Below are 14,891 nucleotides of genomic sequence, written 5' to 3'. Positions count from 1 at the left end.
GCGCCGACAACCCCCTGCGCCGGAACGCGCAGCGGAAGAGACCACGAAAAGCCTGGTTATACCGTCAATTCTTAATTCTGTTCAGCTCGGCGCAAGCTGGCCGACAAATGATGTTGCGTCGGTTGCCCGACGGCCGCCATTCGCAGCTTGTAGTCGATCGTGTCCCCGGACAGATGAATCGAGCGGCCCAGCGCGGTGACCGATTTCGCGGTACTCGAGGTGCCGATATGAGTGGAATCGAGCTCGAGCCGCAGTCCGTCCTCGACGACCGCGATGCGCCCCTCGCAGATCTCGGTGATGCCGGTGGGGTGCGCGAGGATCAGCTCCACCCGGTCCGCGCCGGTCGAGCGCAGGTAGCCGGTTTCGGCGTGCAGCGAGCGGCCGTCGCCGGCGTGGCGGGTGCGCTGCCGATAGGTGAGGAACGGCCGGCCGACGTGGCCGAATCGGATCTCCTCGTGATAGTCGAACGGCTCGATGGTCGGATACTCCCCGTGGCCGGAGCCCCGCCAGGTGCCCAGCAGCGGAGCCAGATGGGCGATATCCGGATGGGGCGCGACGGCGGGTTGGGGTTCGAGCACGGCGCACAGCATAGTTCCCCGCGGCGCCGAGGGTGGGACGACCACGCGGCAGAGTCCGGTTCGTCCGGGACGAGACGGGGTAAGCCGCGACATACACCGCGAATCGGGCCCCGCTCGCGCCGAGATCGCGCGGCGGCGGCCCGGTGTCTGGTGTGATGGACGGATGCCGACCGCGTGCGAACGGAGCAGGCAATGACAGTGCGAATCCAGCCGGTGCCGCGGCGGGGCACGCATGCCGTGCTGCGCGGCTGGTGGCTGCCGTGCTGGGTGCTGACCCGCCGCCAGATCCGGCCCTCGCTGCGCAACGGCGAGGTGCTCACCGCGGTGCTGGCGCCGACGGTGTTCACCCTCGGCTTCTACGTACCGCTGAATCGGGTGATGAGCTTCGCCGGGCACGGCGCGAGCAGCTACGCCCAGTTCCTGATGCCGATGATCGTCATGCAGGCGGTGTCGTTCTGCGCGACCGCGGCCGCGCTGCGCGCGGCGGTCGACGCCCGCGACGGTCTCGACGCCCGGCTGGCGACCATGCCGATTCCGCCGATCGCCCCGCTGGTCGCCCGCACCGCCGCTACCGGATACCGCATCACGATCGCCTTGGTGGCGGCGCTGCTGGCCGCGCACGTGATCGGCTTCCGGTTCGGCGGAAGCTTCTGGGAAACAGTCGGCTTCGTCCTGTTCGCGGTGTCGGTCGGGCTGATGCTGGGACTGTTCGGCGATCTGTTGGGGGCATTGTCGAAATCGCCGGAGGCCACCACCCAGGTGCTGATGCTGCCGCAGTTGATCCTCGGCATGGTGTCCACCGGGTTCGCGCCGGCCTCCCAATTCCCGCCGTGGATCCAGGGTTTCGCGCGGAATCAGCCGGTGTCGCAATTCGTCGACGCGATGCGGGCGCTCGCGGGTGACCAGCCGGGTTTCGCGACAGCGGTGGACCGGTCGACGGTCGGACCGGGTGTGGTGTGGACGGCCGCCGGGCTGCTGGTCTTCGGCGGCGGTTCGGTGGTGCTGGCCGTGCGGCGGCAGCGATGACGCGGGCGGACACCGCGGTGCGCGAACTGGCGACCGTGCAGGTGGATACCGAGCGCTGGCGATATCTGCTGCCGCAGACCCTGGTGCAGACCGGCCGGCTGTTGCGGCGCTGGCGCCGCGATCCGCTCACGACGGCACAGATCCTGGTCTTCCCGGCGCTGCTGCTGGTGATGCTGAATACGGTGCTCGGTCGGCAGATCTCCTCGTTCTCCGGCGTCGACGCGCTCTACGGTTCTGTTCCGATGGTGACCGTGGTGTCGGTGATGTCGGGATCGCTGGCCGGGGCGGTGACGCTCGGCCGCGAACGGGATGCGGGTCTGCTGGGCCGCTTCTGGGCGCTGCCGGTCCATCGCGCCTCGGGACTGCTGTCGCGGCTGCTCGCCGAGGTCGCCCGGATCGTGCTGTGCACGGTGGTGCTGTTCGCGGTGGGTATGGCGCTCGGTTTCCGGTTCCATCGTCCGGCCGCCGCGCTCGCGGTGCTCGGCGTGCCGCTGCTCTACGGACTGGGATTCGCCACGATGGTGACGGCGGTCGCGGTGTATTCGGCGAAGACGTTCGTGGTGGAGGCCATTTCGCTCGGCTCCTCGCTGCTGATGTTCTTCAGCACCGGATTCGTTCCACTGGAGGCCTATCCCGGCTGGGCACAGCCGATCGTGGAACACCAGCCGATGTCCACGGCGATCGACTCGATGCGCGCGCTGGCGCTCGGCGAGCCGGCGCGCGGGCCGCTGTGGGCGACGGTGGGATGGTCGGTCGGTGCGATGGTCGTCTTCGCCGTGCCGGCGGCGGTCGGATTCCGGCGCGCCAGCCGGCAGTGACCGGCGCCGCGCCGGCATCGATCAGCGCAGGCCCTCGGCGATCTCGTTGATCATCTCCGCGGAGTCGCGCGGACTCAGGGCCATCGCGCGCAGCTGGTCGAACATCACGCCGAAGCGACGAATCTCGTTGTGGCCCTCCACGATATCGTCGCCGGCGATCCCCTCGACGTAGACTAGTTCGGGGTCGGCCGGATCGGGGAAGTCGAGGACGACGAAGGAGCCGACCATCGCCGGGTGCGCACCCGCGCCGAACGGGAGCACTTGCAGGATGACATTGCGCTTGTCGGTGTCCTCGGTGAGCCGCAGCAACTGTTCGCGCATCACCTCGGGCCCGCCGACCACCCGCCGGATCGCGGCCTCGTCGAGGACCACCCACAACTCCAGGGGATTACCGTCGCGGGTCAGCACCTTCGAACGCTCCACCCGGGCCCGCAGGCGCTGTTCGATCACCGACGTCTCGACCTTGGGCATCGCGGTATCCAGGACCGCCCACGCGTAGCGCTCGGTCTGCAACAGGCCGGGGATGAACGAGGTCTGGAACAGTCGCGCCGACAGCGCCTCGGTTTCGAAATTGATGTAGGCGGCGTAGACCTCCGAGACGGCCGCCTCGAACGGACGCGACATGCCCGGTTTCTGCGCTTCCATGAGCAACTGCACCGCGTCGGAGCGCTGCGGTTCGCCGATGCCGTACAGGTCGAGCATCGCGGTGAGGGTGCGCCGCTGCGGGCGCGCCTGCGCGGTTTCGATCCGGTAGAGCGTGGTGACGTTGATGCCGGTGCGGGCGCTGACCACCTCCTTGCTGATCCCCGCCTGCTCACGCATCTCCGACAGCAGTGCGGCCAACCGCCGCAACTGAACCGTCAGCACTGTGCGTTTACCTGCCATCGCGCGCGTACTCCTCGTGAGATTCGGGACGCTCGAGCACGTTCCACGGATTCGGGAACGGTCGGGCGAGCATACCGCCCGTCCCGCGGGTTCCGGCGCGGTCGTTCCCACCCGGGAATATCCACGATTGCCCGGGGATTGCAGCAGGAGAACACGGGTGGAACGGAGGTCGATCGCCATGGCGCCGACAGCAGCGGAGGCGGTGCGGATCGTACGATCCGGCCAGCGATACGGCTGGCGGAACGAATGGCTCGATTCCCGGCAGTCGTTTCCCGCGACCGGGAATTTCGATCTCGCCGCCCATGCGCACGGAATGTTGCTGGTGCACAACGAGGATGTCGTCGAGGCCGGTGCCGGTTTCGACACCCATCAGCATCTGAATACCGAGATCGTGACCTGGGTGCTGGAAGGCACTGTGGTGCACCAGGATTCGGAGGGGCACTCGGGCCTGATCCGGCCGGGCCTGGCCCAGCGCATGAGCGCGGGAACCGGAATCCTGCATTCCGAACGCAACGGTGCGGGGTACGGCGAGCGGGCGAACCTGCACGTGGTGCAGATGTGGATACCGCCGGACGAGGCCGGCCGCGCGCCGGGTTATCAGGAATCCGACGTCGAGGCCGACCTGTCACGCAACGAGCTGGTCACCGTCGCATCCGGAATACCTCGCCATCGCGCCGAGACGGCGATCACCCTCGGCAACCGCTACGCGGCCTTCCACGTCGCACGGCTGGACCCGGGCCGTTCGGTGCTGGTGCCGGAGGCACCGTTCGGTCATGTCTTCGTGGCCCGCGGAACAGTCGCCTTCGAGGGCCCGGACGAGCGGACCACCCTGTCCGCCGGTGACGCGGTGCGCACCACGGGCACCGGCGGGCAGCGCATCACGGCCGTGGCGCCGAGTGAGGTGCTGATCTGGGAGATGCACGCGAGTACGAGCTGATCCGGCCGGACCGGTTCAGCCGCCTGCGGTGATCGAATGCTCCTCGGCGAAGGCCTTCCGGCAGCCCGGCGCGCAGAAGGCGTAGTCGACACCGTCGTGCGTCAGGGTGAAGCGCGCGGTCGCCCACTCCACGGTCATACCGCACACCGGATCGATCACATGGCCGTCGGGCACGTCCCGGTGATCCTCGGCCGGGTGGTAGTCCTGGGTGATCAGCCGGGTGATCTCGGTTCCGGAGGTGGCATGTCCCAGCGTGCCGACATTGCCCTCGCGCAGGCCGATGATCTGCACCAGGCAATGCGGGTCCCGGGACAGCCGGTCCGGATCCGGTTCGGTCGCGGCGACGGCCTCGGTGATCGCCGCGATCAGGTGCGCGCCGAATCCTTCCGTGTTGCTCCAGGACCCGGGCACCGTCACGCGGGCCAGATAACGCGGTGCGGTCGAGGGATCGGGACCGCCGGTCGCCCACACCTCCGGCGTGTGGATCAGCACGTGGGTCAACTCCCGGGCGCGAGCGAGGACCTGCTCGGGTGCGGATTCGCCGGTGGTCAGGGCGTGCAGGATGCGTTCGGCCAGGGCGGCGCGGCGCTCGCGCGTCGGTGTGGACCCGGAGACGAACAGTTCGATGGTCATCATGAGCGGAATTCCTTTGCGTAGGAGAGCAATTCGTCGACCGACCACTGGTCGTCGGCGTGTGAGCCGTAATGGGCGGCGGCGATGGAGCCGTCGGAGGCGATGAGGAAGTCGGCGGGCAGGCCGAGGCGACCGCCCTGCGGCGTGCCGCGGGGCGTGGGTTGTTCGCCGCGTGCCATCGGGCCGACGGCGCCCCCGACCGCCAGTGCGATACCCGGCCACGCCCGCGGATGCAGCAGTGCGCGAGGTGCGGATTCCACACCGAATTCGCGATACAGCGCCTTGTCCGGATCGGCGATCAGCTCCAGCGGGATATCGGCGGCGTAGTCGGTCAATTCGTCCGCCGGGGAATGGAATACGGCGACCTCGCGGATGCCGGCGGCGGCGATCTCGGCGTGTCGGGTGACGAAGCTGCGCAGATGCCGGTGACAGATGGGACATCCGGCGAACCGGCGGAATTGCAGGTGGATCAGGCGGTCGGGATCCGGGACGGGAATCTCGGTGCCGGTGACCGCGGTCAGGGTCCGGCTCGCGACGGTGGTGGGTGGCGACATGAATGCTCCTCACTACGTAGGTGTACCTCGTACGCCTACGACCCAGTATGCGCGTATCTTGTACGCTGTCAATCCGTGCCCCGTCCTCGCTCGCTGACCACCGCGGACCTGTCGGCGGCAGCCCTGGCGGTCATCGACCGCGCGGGTCTGCCCGGGCTGACGATGCGTGCGGTGGCCGCCGAATTGGGCATGGCCACCATGGCGCTGTACCGCTACGTCGCCGACCGTGAGGCCCTCGAAGTGCTGATCGTCGATCGGGTGCTCGGTGAGGTCGACGTGTCCACCCCCGTCGATGCGCCGTGGCGGGCGCAACTGGCGTTACTGCTCGAGCGGATGCGGGCGGCGGTCGCGGCGCACCCGGCGACGGCTCCGCTGGTGCCGCGGCATCGGCACGCGAGTCCGGCCGCACTGCGCTGGATGGACGCCACCCTCGCCGCCCTCACCGCCGGCGGCTTCACGGGGCGGGAGCGAGTGATAGCTCAGCGGACGCTGGTGGCCTTCCTGCTCGGCTGTCTGGAGAACGAACACTATGCGGCGATCGGCGGGGCCGGTACCGCGGCGATCGCGTCGCTGCCCTCGGCCGACTATCCCTACCTCATCGAAACCGCCACGCAGGCCCGAGAAATCTCGGCCGAGGAGGAATTTCGAGAAGGTATGGAGATCGTTTTGCGTGGTTTAGCGCCGCACTGAGCGGGCCGCGGGAGCTCGCCGACGCGCCGTCGCGGGTTCCGGCCACCCACGGCAGTCCCGTGAAATGATTGCCGGCACAGTCGTTCTCGAGACATCACCGCACGTCGCAGGCGTATCCTTGTTCGGGAAGACTGTGACCACACCGTGATTCCGGCAATGCAGACGCAATCTTGCGTTCTTGCATATGCAAGAGCAGAATCCGATCTACCCTTAGATTCGCCACATTCGATCCGAACTACGGACGAGCGAAATCCGGAGATCAGTGATGACGGTGCGACGATGACGACTTCGATTGCCAGTGCGTTACCAGCAGCCCCGCAATTGTTGTGCGCCTTCCAAGGTCGGCGATTCCAGGACCGCGAACTGTTGCGATCCGCCCGGGCGCTGGCCGAGCTGCACACCCGGCGCGCGCAGATCGCCGACCCGATTCTCATCGCGGAAATCGACTGCCGCCGCGGTGAACTCATCGACGACATCAACGAATGGGTCGAACGCGAACTGCCGGGCTATCGCACCGGCGTCGCGCTGCGCACCGATGTCCTCGGGCCGATGGTCGATCGCATGGCCGGCAGCTGGGTCGCCGCCAACCGCGCCATCGACCGTGACGGCGCCCGCAGCGACACCACCCATAAGCACTGGTACCACCTCGCCGAACTGGTCGACGGCTACACCGACCTCGTCAGCGGCGTCGCCACGCCGCCCGCCCGGTAACCGCAGCGCACAGCGGGCGTCGCCGCCGTGGGCGCCTCCGGGGGCGGATAGTCTGAATGCATGTCTGTGCGCACCCGCAAGCCGCTCGTCCCCGGAACGCTCTCGCCCGTCCGCGAGGTGCCGCGCTCGATCGAGCGGCCGGAGTACGCCTGGAAGAAGACCGTCAACGAGGGTCGCGAGCCGTGGGTGCAGACGCCGGAGACCATCGAGAAGATGCGGCTGGCGAGCAAACTGGCCGCCCAGGCGCTGCAGGAGGCCGGTAAAGCCGTCGCCCCGGGCGTCACCACCGATCACCTCGACGCGGTCGTGCACGAATATCTCTGCGACCACGGCGCCTACCCGTCGACGCTGGGTTACAAGGGCTTCCCCAAATCCTGCTGCACCTCGCTGAACGAGGTGATCTGCCACGGCATTCCGGACTCCACCGTCATCGAGGACGGCGACATCGTCAATATCGACGTCACGGCCTACATCAACGGTGTGCACGGCGATACCAACGCCACCTTTCTCGCCGGTGACGTCGACGAGGAGGCCCGGCTGCTGGTGGAGCGCACCCACGAGGCCACCATGCGGGCCATCAAGGCGGTGCGACCGGGGCGGGCGCTGAACGTGATCGGGCGCGTCATCGAGTCGTATGCGAACCGTTTCGGCTACGGCGTGGTCCGCGACTTCACCGGCCACGGCGTGGGCCCCACCTTCCACAGCGGCCTGGTGATCCTGCACTACGACCAGCCCGCCATCGAGTCGGTCATCGAGCCGGGCATGACCTTCACCATCGAGCCGATGATCAACCTCGGCGGTATCGATTACGAGATCTGGGACGACGGCTGGACCGTGGTCACCAAGGACCGCAAGTGGACCGCGCAATTCGAGCACACGCTGGTCGTGACCGAGGAAGGCGCCGAAATCCTCACGCTCCCATGAGATGCGCGGGTGTGGCCGTCGCGGTGATGCGGTGAACGGCGCGCTGTTGGTCGCCGGCACCACCTCCGATGCCGGCAAAAGCGTGGTGGTGGCCGGGATCTGCCGCATGCTGGCGCGGCGCGGCGTGCGGGTGGCGCCGTTCAAGGCGCAGAACATGTCCAACAATTCGGTCGTCACCCTGGACGGGGGCGAGATCGGCCGGGCGCAGGCATTGCAGGCGCGCGCCTGCGGACTCGAACCCAGCGTGCGGTTCAATCCGGTCCTGCTCAAACCCGGCAGCGATCGCCGCTCGCAACTGGTGGTGCGGGGCATCGCCGTCGACACCGTGGGAGCCCGCGATTATTTCCGGCACCGGCGTCGGTTGCGCGAGGTGGTCGCCGGGGAACTGGCCGCCCTGCGCGCCGACTTCGATGTCGTGATCTGCGAGGGCGCCGGCTCGCCCGCCGAGATCAATTTGCGCGCAACGGATCTGGCGAATATGGGTCTCGCGCGCGCGGCGGAGCTGCCGGTGCTGCTGGTGGGCGATATCGACCGCGGCGGGGTGCTGGCACATCTGTTCGGCACCGTGGCGATCCTCGACCCCGAGGATCAGCAGCTGATCTCGGGCTACATCGTCAACAAGTTCCGCGGCGACGTGGAGTTGCTGCGCCCGGGCCTGGAGCAGCTGACCGCGCTCACCGGCCGCCCGACGCTCGGTGTCCTGCCCTTCAGCGACGAGCTGTGGATCGACGCGGAGGACTCTCTGGGCACCGTCGCCGACGCCCCGGTCGGCCGGCCTCGCCCGCCGGTGGGCACCGAATGGCTGACCGTCGGCGCCATCCGACTGCCGCGCATCTCCAATTCCACCGATATCGAGGCCCTGGCGTGCGAGCCGGGGGTTTCGGTGCGCTGGGTGAGCGATCCGTCGCGCTTGGCCGGAATCGACGTCGTCGTCGTGCCCGGCAGCAAATCCACGGTCTCGGACCTGAACTGGTTGCGCCGCACCGGAATCGCCGATGCAGTGTGCGCGCACGCCGCGGCGGGCAAGCCGGTCCTCGGGATCTGCGGCGGATATCAGATGCTGGGTCGCCGCATCGACGACGAGGTCGAGTCCTCGGCCGGGCAGGTCGCGGGCCTCGGGCTGCTCGACCTCGATATCGAGTTCGCCGAACCCAAGGTCCTGCGCCGCAGCGCCGGCCGGGGCGCGACCACCGGCGGCGCGGTGGCCGGAATGTCCTTGTCGGGCTACGAGATTCACCACGGCCGCGTCCGGCGCAGCGGCGATCCGGCCTGGGTCGAGGTAGCCGGAGCCGCCTCGGACGACGACCGCGGCGGCGTCGCCGAAGGCAGTGTGCGCGGTGCGGTACGGGGCACTCACCTGCACGGACTGCTCGAATCCGACCAGTTCCGCCGCGCCTGGTTGCGCGAGGCCGCCGAGCAGGCCGGGCGCACCGGATTCGCCGTCGCGCCGGACACGAGTGTGGAGGCGGTGCGGACCGCGCAATTGGACCTGCTCGCCGACCTCATCGAGAAACACCTCGACGTCGCGGCTCTCGAGCGGCTGATCAGCGGCGGGGCGCCGGCGGGTCTGCCCTCGGTGACCCTGGGCCGCTGAGCACGGCCGCCGGGTGTGCCCGCGGGCCGAATCCAGACTCGCTCCACCCACCTCACAGCGCTGCGATCCGAGTCATCACCGGCCGGGAACGTGGCCGAGGACATGGCGTGCGCCCGCCCGCTCCCGTGTAGCGTGGATCGGCATGGAGACCCGGCAAATCGCGGTCGGTGACCGCGCCTGGACCGTACGAGTCGGCGGGCCGGAGTCCAGGCATACGGTGCTGCTGCTACCCGACGCCGGAGCTCCGGCCGACGTCTACGACCAGGTGTGCGAGCGACTGCACAATTCCGATCTGCGCACCATCACGGTGGAGTCGATCGACGGCCTGGACAAGGCCGCGGTGTATGCGATCCTCGACGATCTCGGCGTGGCCTGGGCCAACCTGGCCGGGTACGGCGCGGGCGCGGAACTGGCCTGGCAGCTGGGCGCGCGCGGCTTCGGCCGCTTCGTCGGACTGGTGGTGGCCGGGCGGCCGCATCCGGCCGTCGCCGTGGACGGGACCGCCGCCGATGCCACCTGCCCCGCCGTGGAACTGCCCACCACCGTCATCGCCACCGAGGACCTGCCGCGCGCGGTCGCCGATTCCTGCGGTCGCCACGTCTTCGGCGAATTCCGCGTCACCCAGGTCGACACCGCCGATGTGCCGATCAAGGCCGATCACGAATTCGCCACCGAGATCGTGCTGCGCTCCGGTCTGTGGTGAGCGCCGGCTCGCGATAGCACCCGTCAAAGGTGCCGCCGACGCCGCCGGTACGGCACGCATCGGCGAACACCCTGCGCGGCAACGTGATTCAGTGTGCGCCGCGGAAATCCCGCAACCAGCCCAGCCAGGCGTCCAGTTCGGTGAACGCGTGCGCGCGCACCTCCGGCGCCGACAGGAACACGTCGTGGCGGGCGCCCTCGATCGGCACGATGTTCGTGCGGCCGCCGAGACATCCCGACCAGCGCTGAATCTGGCGAACGTCGAGCACCACATCCGACACATCGGCGGCGGGGCCGTACTCGCGCATGAACTTCGTCACCTTCGACCGCAGGATCAGCGCCGGAACGCCGACGTCGAGTCCGTGATGCAGTTCCGCGTGACCCCTGCGGATGGCGCGCAACCAGCCCAGATGGACCGGGAACCCGCCCAGCGGCTTCCAATCCAGGTTGTAGTCCCATTCGCCGGAGACGCTGGTGTGCAGGCTGTCGCCGTAGGTGCTCAGCTCACCGCCGGGCAGGCGTGTCATCGCGCGCAACCGGCCGACACCGCCGATCACGGCGGTGCCGATGTGGCGGTAGTAAGCCGGGCCCTGCAGATCGAACCACGGGCTGTTGAGCACCAGGCCGGTGATGTCTTGGGCGGCGGCGTCGCGGCGGTTCAGCCACAGCGGCAGCACCAGACCGCCGGTGGAGTGAGCCATCAGCAGCACCGGCAACCCGGTCTCCTCGCGCACGATCTCGACCGCGCGGTCCAGTTCCGCGTCGTAGAGCCGCAGGTCGCTGACGTAGTGCGCGGTCTGCCCGGGGCGTCGGGAGCGCCCGCACTTGCGCAGGTCGAGGGCGTAGAAGCGGTAGCCGCGCGCACTCATGTGCTCGGCGAGGTGCTTCTGGAAGAAGTAGTCGGTGAAACCGTGCACGTACAGCACGGCGCCGGCGGCCGGCTCGGCGATGTCGGGCTCGTGGCGGACCAGGGTGGCCTCGACGACCCCCTCACCGTCGGGATCGGGGCCGAGTGGGATGGTCAGCTGCCGATATCCCTCGCCCAGGACATCGGGCTGCCAGGCGTGGGTGGTCGACGGGGCCAGCGGCGTCTCGTTCGTCACAGCTTCACGATATTCGACCCGCTCAGGGGCCTGCACGGCGAGCCGTGCCGAAGGTGCATGTGTGAGGGTTTCGGAAACGGGCATGGTGAGGGGCAGAATCAAGTTGAAGTGAACGGCGGGTAACCTCATTACCCGCCCACCAAGTGCCCGCGCTGGACAAGGAAGTCGATCACCCCGTGCCGAACGCTGCGATGACTGAAAAGACCGATGTAGTCCTCATCGGTGCCGGCATCATGAGTGCCACCCTGGGTGCACTGCTTCGCCAGTTGCAGCCCGACTGGTCGATCACCATGTTCGAGCGGCTGGACGCGGCCGCGCCCGAGAGCAGCGACCCGTGGAACAACGCGGGCACCGGCCACTCGGCGCTGTGCGAGCTGAACTACACGCCGCAGGCCGCCGACGGTTCGGTCGACATCACCAAGGCGATCGATATCAACGAGCGCTTCCAGGTGTCGCGCCAGTTCTGGGCCTACGGCGCCGAGAACGGCGTGCTCGCCGACCCCTCCGGCTTCATCAATCCCATTCCGCACGTGAGCTTCTGCCACGGCGCCGACGGCGTGGAGTATCTGCGCAAGCGCCACGCGGCGCTGGCCCGGCACCCGCTGTTCGAGGGCATGGAATTCATCGACAGCCCGGACGAGTTCACCCGGCGCCTGCCGCTGATGGCCCGGGGTCGCGACTTCTCCGAGCCGGTCGCGCTGAACTGGACCCAGACCGGTACCGATATCGACTTCGGATCGCTGACCAAGCAGCTGCTGGCCTACCTCGGTTCCTCGGGCGTGGAGATCGCGTTCGGCAACGAGGTGCGCAACCTGTCCAAGCAGTCCGACGGCAGCTGGACGGTCAAGGTCCGCAACACCCGCACCCGCACCTCGCGCACGATCAACGCCAAATTCGTCTTCGTCGGCGCGGGCGGGTATGCGCTGCCGCTGCTGCAGAAGGCCGGCATCAAGGAGATCCAGGGCTTCGCCGGATTCCCGGTCAGCGGCCAGTTCCTGCGCTGCACCAACCCCGAGCTCATCGCCCAGCACGACGCCAAGGTCTACGGCAAGGCCGCCGTCGGCGCGCCGCCGATGTCGGTGCCGCACTTGGACACTCGGGTCATCAACGGCAAGCCGGGCCTGCTGTTCGGCCCCTATGCCGGCTGGACCCCGAAGTTCCTCAAGGACGGCAAGTTCAGCGACCTGCTCAAGTCGGTGCGGGCCGGCAACGTCACCCCGATGCTGGGTGTCGGCGTCACCGAACTCGGCCTGGTCAAGTACCTGGTCAGCGAACTGCTGAAGTCGCCGTCGGGCAAGGTGAACACCATGGAGGAGTTCATCCCGCGCGCCGACGGCCACGACTGGGAGCTGATCACCGCCGGTCAGCGCGTGCAGATCATCCGGCGCAAGGGCGTCGGCGGCGTGCTGGAGCTCGGCACCGCGGTGATCACCGCCGGTGACGGCTCCATCGCCGGACTGCTCGGCGCCTCGCCCGGCGCCTCCACCTGTGTCAGCGCGATGATCGACGTGTTGCAGCGCTGCTTCCCGGGCGAATACGCCGACTGGACACCGAAACTCAAGGAAATGGTGCCGTCGCTGGGTGTGAAGCTGTCGGAGAACCAAGCGCTGTTCCACGAGGTGTGGGACTGGTCCACCAAGGCACTTCATCTCAACGGCAGCGGCCGGGTCGACAACACGCCGATCGCCGTAGGGGTCGCGCACAGCTGAATCATGTGATAGCAAGACGCGATGATGTCAACGGTTGCGCTCAAACGGTCGTGGGCCGCGGATCTCGATACCGCGACGCTGTACAAGCTGTTGAAACTGCGCGTCGAAGTGTTCGTCGTGGAGCAGAAATGCGCTTATCCGGAACTGGACGGGCTCGATCTGCTCCCCGAGACACGCCACTTCTGGCTCGACGACGAGGGTGAGATCATCTGCACCCTGCGGCTGCTGGAGGAGCACAACAACGGCGTGAAGTCGTTCCGCATCGGCCGGCTGTGCACCACTCCCGAGGCGCGCGGTCACGGCTACACCACCCGGGTCCTGCAGGCCGCCATCGCCGAAGCCGGTTCGGCGACAGTGCGTTTGAACGCCCAGACCTATCTGGTCGACCTCTACACCAAGCACGGGTTCAAGCCCGACGGCGAGGAGTACGAGGAGGACGGGATCGCGCACATCCCCATGCGCCGGGGCTGAGTGGCGAATCCACCACGGAGATTTCGGCCCCGTACCCCTTCGTCGGGTGCGGGGCCCTCTCGTGTCGCGGGAAAGTCAGTCGCGCAACGGATTCGGCGCCGGATCGCTGTCCGCACCGCACAATTCGCGGGCGAGCATCGTGGCGCCGGCGACCGCGCCCGGCATGAGGACGACGGCCACGAACGGCACGAGGAATGCGGCCGCCAGCGGAATGCCGAAGCCCCACACGAGCATTCGATGTGACCGCAGCATCGTGAGATGTTCGCGCAGCTCGATTCCGCGGCGCAGCATCGCGACCGCGGTCAGTTCCTGAGCCAGGAAGAACCCGGCCACGCAGACTCCGAGTACCGGGATCACCGTCTGCCCCACGACCGGCAGGAATCCGGCGCAGAACAGCACCACGCCCCACACCGCCGCCCGGATCAGAATGCGCACCCCGTCGCGGACCCCGATCCACACCTCGCGCCACGGCGGCAGTCCCGATTCCGGCGCCAGGCCGTCGGCCGACAGCGACCGATCCACCCGTTCCGACAGGGCCTCGTAGAACGGCTGGCCGATCACCAGCGTCACCGCGGTGAACGTGATCACCGCCAGGAACATCCCGAGCAGCACCAGCAGCACGGCGAGGCCGCCGCGCAGCAGTCCGGGCCACGGCGACGTCCAGTGCGCCGCGAACGGCGTCGCCCACGCCACCAGATCCCCCGCGAACCACACCAGCGCCACCAGCAATCCCAGATACAGCGCCATCGAGATCACCCCCGGCAGCAACCCCAGCCCCAGCTCCCGCCGATGCGCCGCGGCCCACCGCTGCCCCCGCACCAGATATCCGAAGCCCCGCACCACATCCCGCACCCGCCCAGCGTATTCGGCGGGTGGGCAGTTCGCCGAAACCCCTCGTGCGGCTGTGGGAAACTGCGAGGTGTGCGCAATCTTCGAGTCGGCGTGCTCGTCTCACACAACGGCTCGAATCTGCGCGCCCTCCACCGGTCCTCCCTCGAGCCCGGCGCGCGCTTCGAGATCGCGGTCGTCATCGGCAACAACAGCGGAGCAGCGGGTCTGGCCTACGCCCGCGCGAATCGCATTCCGACCCGGCATCTCTCGGGCGCGACCCATCCCGACCCCGACGCATTGGACGATGCCATCCGTGCCGCTCTGGTGGCGCACGCGACCGAGTGGGTGGTGACCGCGGGTTATATGAAGAAGCTCGGCCCGCGCACGCGCCGGCAATTCGATTCCCGCATCCTCAACATCCACCCGGCGCCCTTACCGCGATTCGGTGGCATCGGCATGTTCGGCCTGCGCGTGCACGAAGCGGTGCTGGCGTCGGGCGTCGCGGTCACCGGGCCGACGGTGCATCTGGTCGACGGCGACTACGACACCGGGCGGGTGATCGCGCATCGGGAGGTTCCGGTATTAGCGGACGACACAGCCGAGACCTTGGCCGCGCGGGTGCTCGAGGCCGAACATGTGGTGTTGCCACTGGTGGTGCGGCAGATCGCGGCGGGGCGGCGGCTGTAGCGCGACAGGGCAGCCCGGTGCGGGGGCGGAATGGGGCG

At 68.5% G+C, this 14,891-nt stretch carries 17 protein-coding genes; 11 read left to right on the top strand and 6 right to left on the bottom strand.

The window, feature by feature from the left end:
* Window positions 1-71: 71 nt before the first annotated feature.
* Window positions 72-590, bottom strand: a complete 519-nt coding sequence (locus tag A5780_RS10700; protein ID WP_063014929.1) for a peroxynitrite isomerase — start codon at window positions 588-590, stop codon at window positions 72-74.
* 180 nt (window positions 591-770) lie between these two features.
* Between A5780_RS10700 and A5780_RS10695 the strand changes: the two genes are divergently transcribed.
* Entirely contained in the window at window positions 771-1,604 is an 834-nt protein-coding gene (locus A5780_RS10695; protein WP_082941170.1) for an ABC transporter permease, read from the top strand.
* Entirely contained in the window at window positions 1,601-2,422 is an 822-nt protein-coding gene (locus tag A5780_RS10690; RefSeq protein WP_082857051.1) for an ABC transporter permease, read from the top strand. Before A5780_RS10695 ends, A5780_RS10690 begins: the two co-directional genes overlap by 4 nt.
* A 21-nt stretch (window positions 2,423-2,443) precedes the next feature.
* Here the strand turns inward: A5780_RS10690 and A5780_RS10685 are convergent, their stop codons facing one another.
* A complete protein-coding gene (locus A5780_RS10685) occupies window positions 2,444-3,307 on the bottom strand; it encodes a helix-turn-helix transcriptional regulator (protein ID WP_062962471.1) in 864 nt (287 codons plus the stop codon).
* Between the two features lie 178 nt (window positions 3,308-3,485).
* On the opposite strand from A5780_RS10685, the gene A5780_RS10680 reads away from it, so the two are divergent.
* On the top strand, window positions 3,486-4,244 hold the full coding sequence (locus tag A5780_RS10680; protein WP_064903961.1) for a pirin family protein: 759 nt from the start codon (window positions 3,486-3,488) through the stop codon (window positions 4,242-4,244).
* A 15-nt stretch (window positions 4,245-4,259) separates the two neighbouring features.
* Here A5780_RS10680 and A5780_RS10675 read toward each other — a convergent pair whose 3' ends face one another.
* Complete coding sequence (locus tag A5780_RS10675) at window positions 4,260-4,880, bottom strand: YHS domain-containing protein (protein ID WP_063014923.1); 621 nt, start codon at window positions 4,878-4,880, stop codon at window positions 4,260-4,262.
* Window positions 4,877-5,431 carry a peroxiredoxin-like family protein gene (locus A5780_RS10670; RefSeq protein ID WP_064903963.1) on the bottom strand — a complete coding sequence of 185 codons (555 nt, stop codon included), beginning with the start codon at window positions 5,429-5,431 and terminating at the stop codon, window positions 4,877-4,879. Before A5780_RS10670 ends, A5780_RS10675 begins: the two co-directional genes overlap by 4 nt.
* 75 nt (window positions 5,432-5,506) lie before the next feature.
* On the opposite strand from A5780_RS10670, the gene A5780_RS10665 reads away from it, so the two are divergent.
* From A5780_RS10665 to A5780_RS10645, 5 genes are all read left to right on the top strand, one after another.
* Entirely contained in the window at window positions 5,507-6,121 is a 615-nt protein-coding gene (locus tag A5780_RS10665; protein WP_064903965.1) for a TetR/AcrR family transcriptional regulator, read from the top strand.
* A gap of 279 nt (window positions 6,122-6,400) precedes the next feature.
* Entirely contained in the window at window positions 6,401-6,832 is a 432-nt protein-coding gene (locus tag A5780_RS10660) for a hypothetical protein (protein WP_030513131.1), read from the top strand.
* A 60-nt stretch (window positions 6,833-6,892) separates the two neighbouring features.
* The gene (gene map / locus A5780_RS10655) at window positions 6,893-7,756 is read left to right on the top strand and encodes a type I methionyl aminopeptidase (RefSeq protein ID WP_062962466.1); all 864 of its coding nucleotides are present in this window, start codon (window positions 6,893-6,895) and stop codon (window positions 7,754-7,756) included.
* 1 nt (window position 7,757) lies between these two features.
* Window positions 7,758-9,350, top strand: coding sequence for a cobyric acid synthase (locus tag A5780_RS10650; protein ID WP_064908324.1), 1,593 nt, complete (start codon window positions 7,758-7,760; stop codon window positions 9,348-9,350).
* Window positions 9,351-9,492: 142 nt separating this feature from the next.
* Window positions 9,493-10,053 carry a hypothetical protein gene (locus A5780_RS10645; protein WP_063014910.1) on the top strand — a complete coding sequence of 187 codons (561 nt, stop codon included), beginning with the start codon at window positions 9,493-9,495 and terminating at the stop codon, window positions 10,051-10,053.
* A gap of 88 nt (window positions 10,054-10,141) precedes the next feature.
* On the opposite strand, the gene A5780_RS10640 is transcribed toward A5780_RS10645, so the two are convergent.
* Window positions 10,142-11,155, bottom strand: a complete 1,014-nt coding sequence (locus tag A5780_RS10640; protein WP_227463058.1) for an alpha/beta hydrolase — start codon at window positions 11,153-11,155, stop codon at window positions 10,142-10,144.
* Between the two features lie 191 nt (window positions 11,156-11,346).
* On the opposite strand from A5780_RS10640, the gene mqo reads away from it, so the two are divergent.
* Both mqo and A5780_RS10630 read left to right on the top strand, forming a co-directional pair.
* Window positions 11,347-12,864, top strand: a complete 1,518-nt coding sequence (gene mqo / locus A5780_RS10635; RefSeq protein WP_064904040.1) for a malate dehydrogenase (quinone) — start codon at window positions 11,347-11,349, stop codon at window positions 12,862-12,864.
* 21 nt (window positions 12,865-12,885) lie between these two features.
* Window positions 12,886-13,335, top strand: a complete 450-nt coding sequence (locus tag A5780_RS10630; RefSeq protein ID WP_030513138.1) for a GNAT family N-acetyltransferase — start codon at window positions 12,886-12,888, stop codon at window positions 13,333-13,335.
* Between the two features lie 75 nt (window positions 13,336-13,410).
* Here the strand turns inward: A5780_RS10630 and A5780_RS10625 are convergent, their stop codons facing one another.
* Window positions 13,411-14,187, bottom strand: a complete 777-nt coding sequence (locus A5780_RS10625; protein ID WP_064908323.1) for an EI24 domain-containing protein — start codon at window positions 14,185-14,187, stop codon at window positions 13,411-13,413.
* 69 nt (window positions 14,188-14,256) lie between these two features.
* On the opposite strand from A5780_RS10625, the gene purN reads away from it, so the two are divergent.
* The gene (purN, locus tag A5780_RS10620) at window positions 14,257-14,853 is read left to right on the top strand and encodes a phosphoribosylglycinamide formyltransferase (RefSeq protein ID WP_064908322.1); all 597 of its coding nucleotides are present in this window, start codon (window positions 14,257-14,259) and stop codon (window positions 14,851-14,853) included.
* The last annotated feature ends 38 nt before the right edge of the window (window positions 14,854-14,891 follow it).

Source organism: Nocardia sp. 852002-20019_SCH5090214 (assembly GCF_001665865.1).
Taxonomy (GTDB): Bacteria; Actinomycetota; Actinomycetes; order Mycobacteriales; family Mycobacteriaceae; genus Nocardia; species Nocardia nova.
Note: the sequence above shows the minus strand (reverse complement) of the source record. Positions and strands in the feature narration are given on the sequence as shown.

Excerpts from the sequence above, each read along its gene's own strand:
- A5780_RS10700 (WP_063014929.1), bottom strand. The coding sequence starts at position 590 with ATGCTGTGCGCCGTGCTCGAACCCCAACCCGCCGTCGCGCCCCATCCG.
- A5780_RS10695 (WP_082941170.1), top strand. The coding sequence starts at position 771 with ATGACAGTGCGAATCCAGCCGGTGCCGCGGCGGGGCACGCATGCCGTG.
- A5780_RS10690 (WP_082857051.1), top strand. The coding sequence starts at position 1,601 with ATGACGCGGGCGGACACCGCGGTGCGCGAACTGGCGACCGTGCAGGTG.
- A5780_RS10685 (WP_062962471.1), bottom strand. The coding sequence starts at position 3,307 with ATGGCAGGTAAACGCACAGTGCTGACGGTTCAGTTGCGGCGGTTGGCC.
- A5780_RS10680 (WP_064903961.1), top strand. The coding sequence starts at position 3,486 with ATGGCGCCGACAGCAGCGGAGGCGGTGCGGATCGTACGATCCGGCCAG.
- A5780_RS10675 (WP_063014923.1), bottom strand. The coding sequence starts at position 4,880 with ATGATGACCATCGAACTGTTCGTCTCCGGGTCCACACCGACGCGCGAG.
- A5780_RS10670 (WP_064903963.1), bottom strand. The coding sequence starts at position 5,431 with ATGTCGCCACCCACCACCGTCGCGAGCCGGACCCTGACCGCGGTCACC.
- A5780_RS10660 (WP_030513131.1), top strand. The coding sequence starts at position 6,401 with ATGACGACTTCGATTGCCAGTGCGTTACCAGCAGCCCCGCAATTGTTG.
- map (WP_062962466.1), top strand. The coding sequence starts at position 6,893 with ATGTCTGTGCGCACCCGCAAGCCGCTCGTCCCCGGAACGCTCTCGCCC.
- A5780_RS10650 (WP_064908324.1), top strand. The coding sequence starts at position 7,758 with ATGCGCGGGTGTGGCCGTCGCGGTGATGCGGTGAACGGCGCGCTGTTG.
- A5780_RS10645 (WP_063014910.1), top strand. The coding sequence starts at position 9,493 with ATGGAGACCCGGCAAATCGCGGTCGGTGACCGCGCCTGGACCGTACGA.
- mqo (WP_064904040.1), top strand. The coding sequence starts at position 11,347 with ATGACTGAAAAGACCGATGTAGTCCTCATCGGTGCCGGCATCATGAGT.
- A5780_RS10630 (WP_030513138.1), top strand. The coding sequence starts at position 12,886 with ATGATGTCAACGGTTGCGCTCAAACGGTCGTGGGCCGCGGATCTCGAT.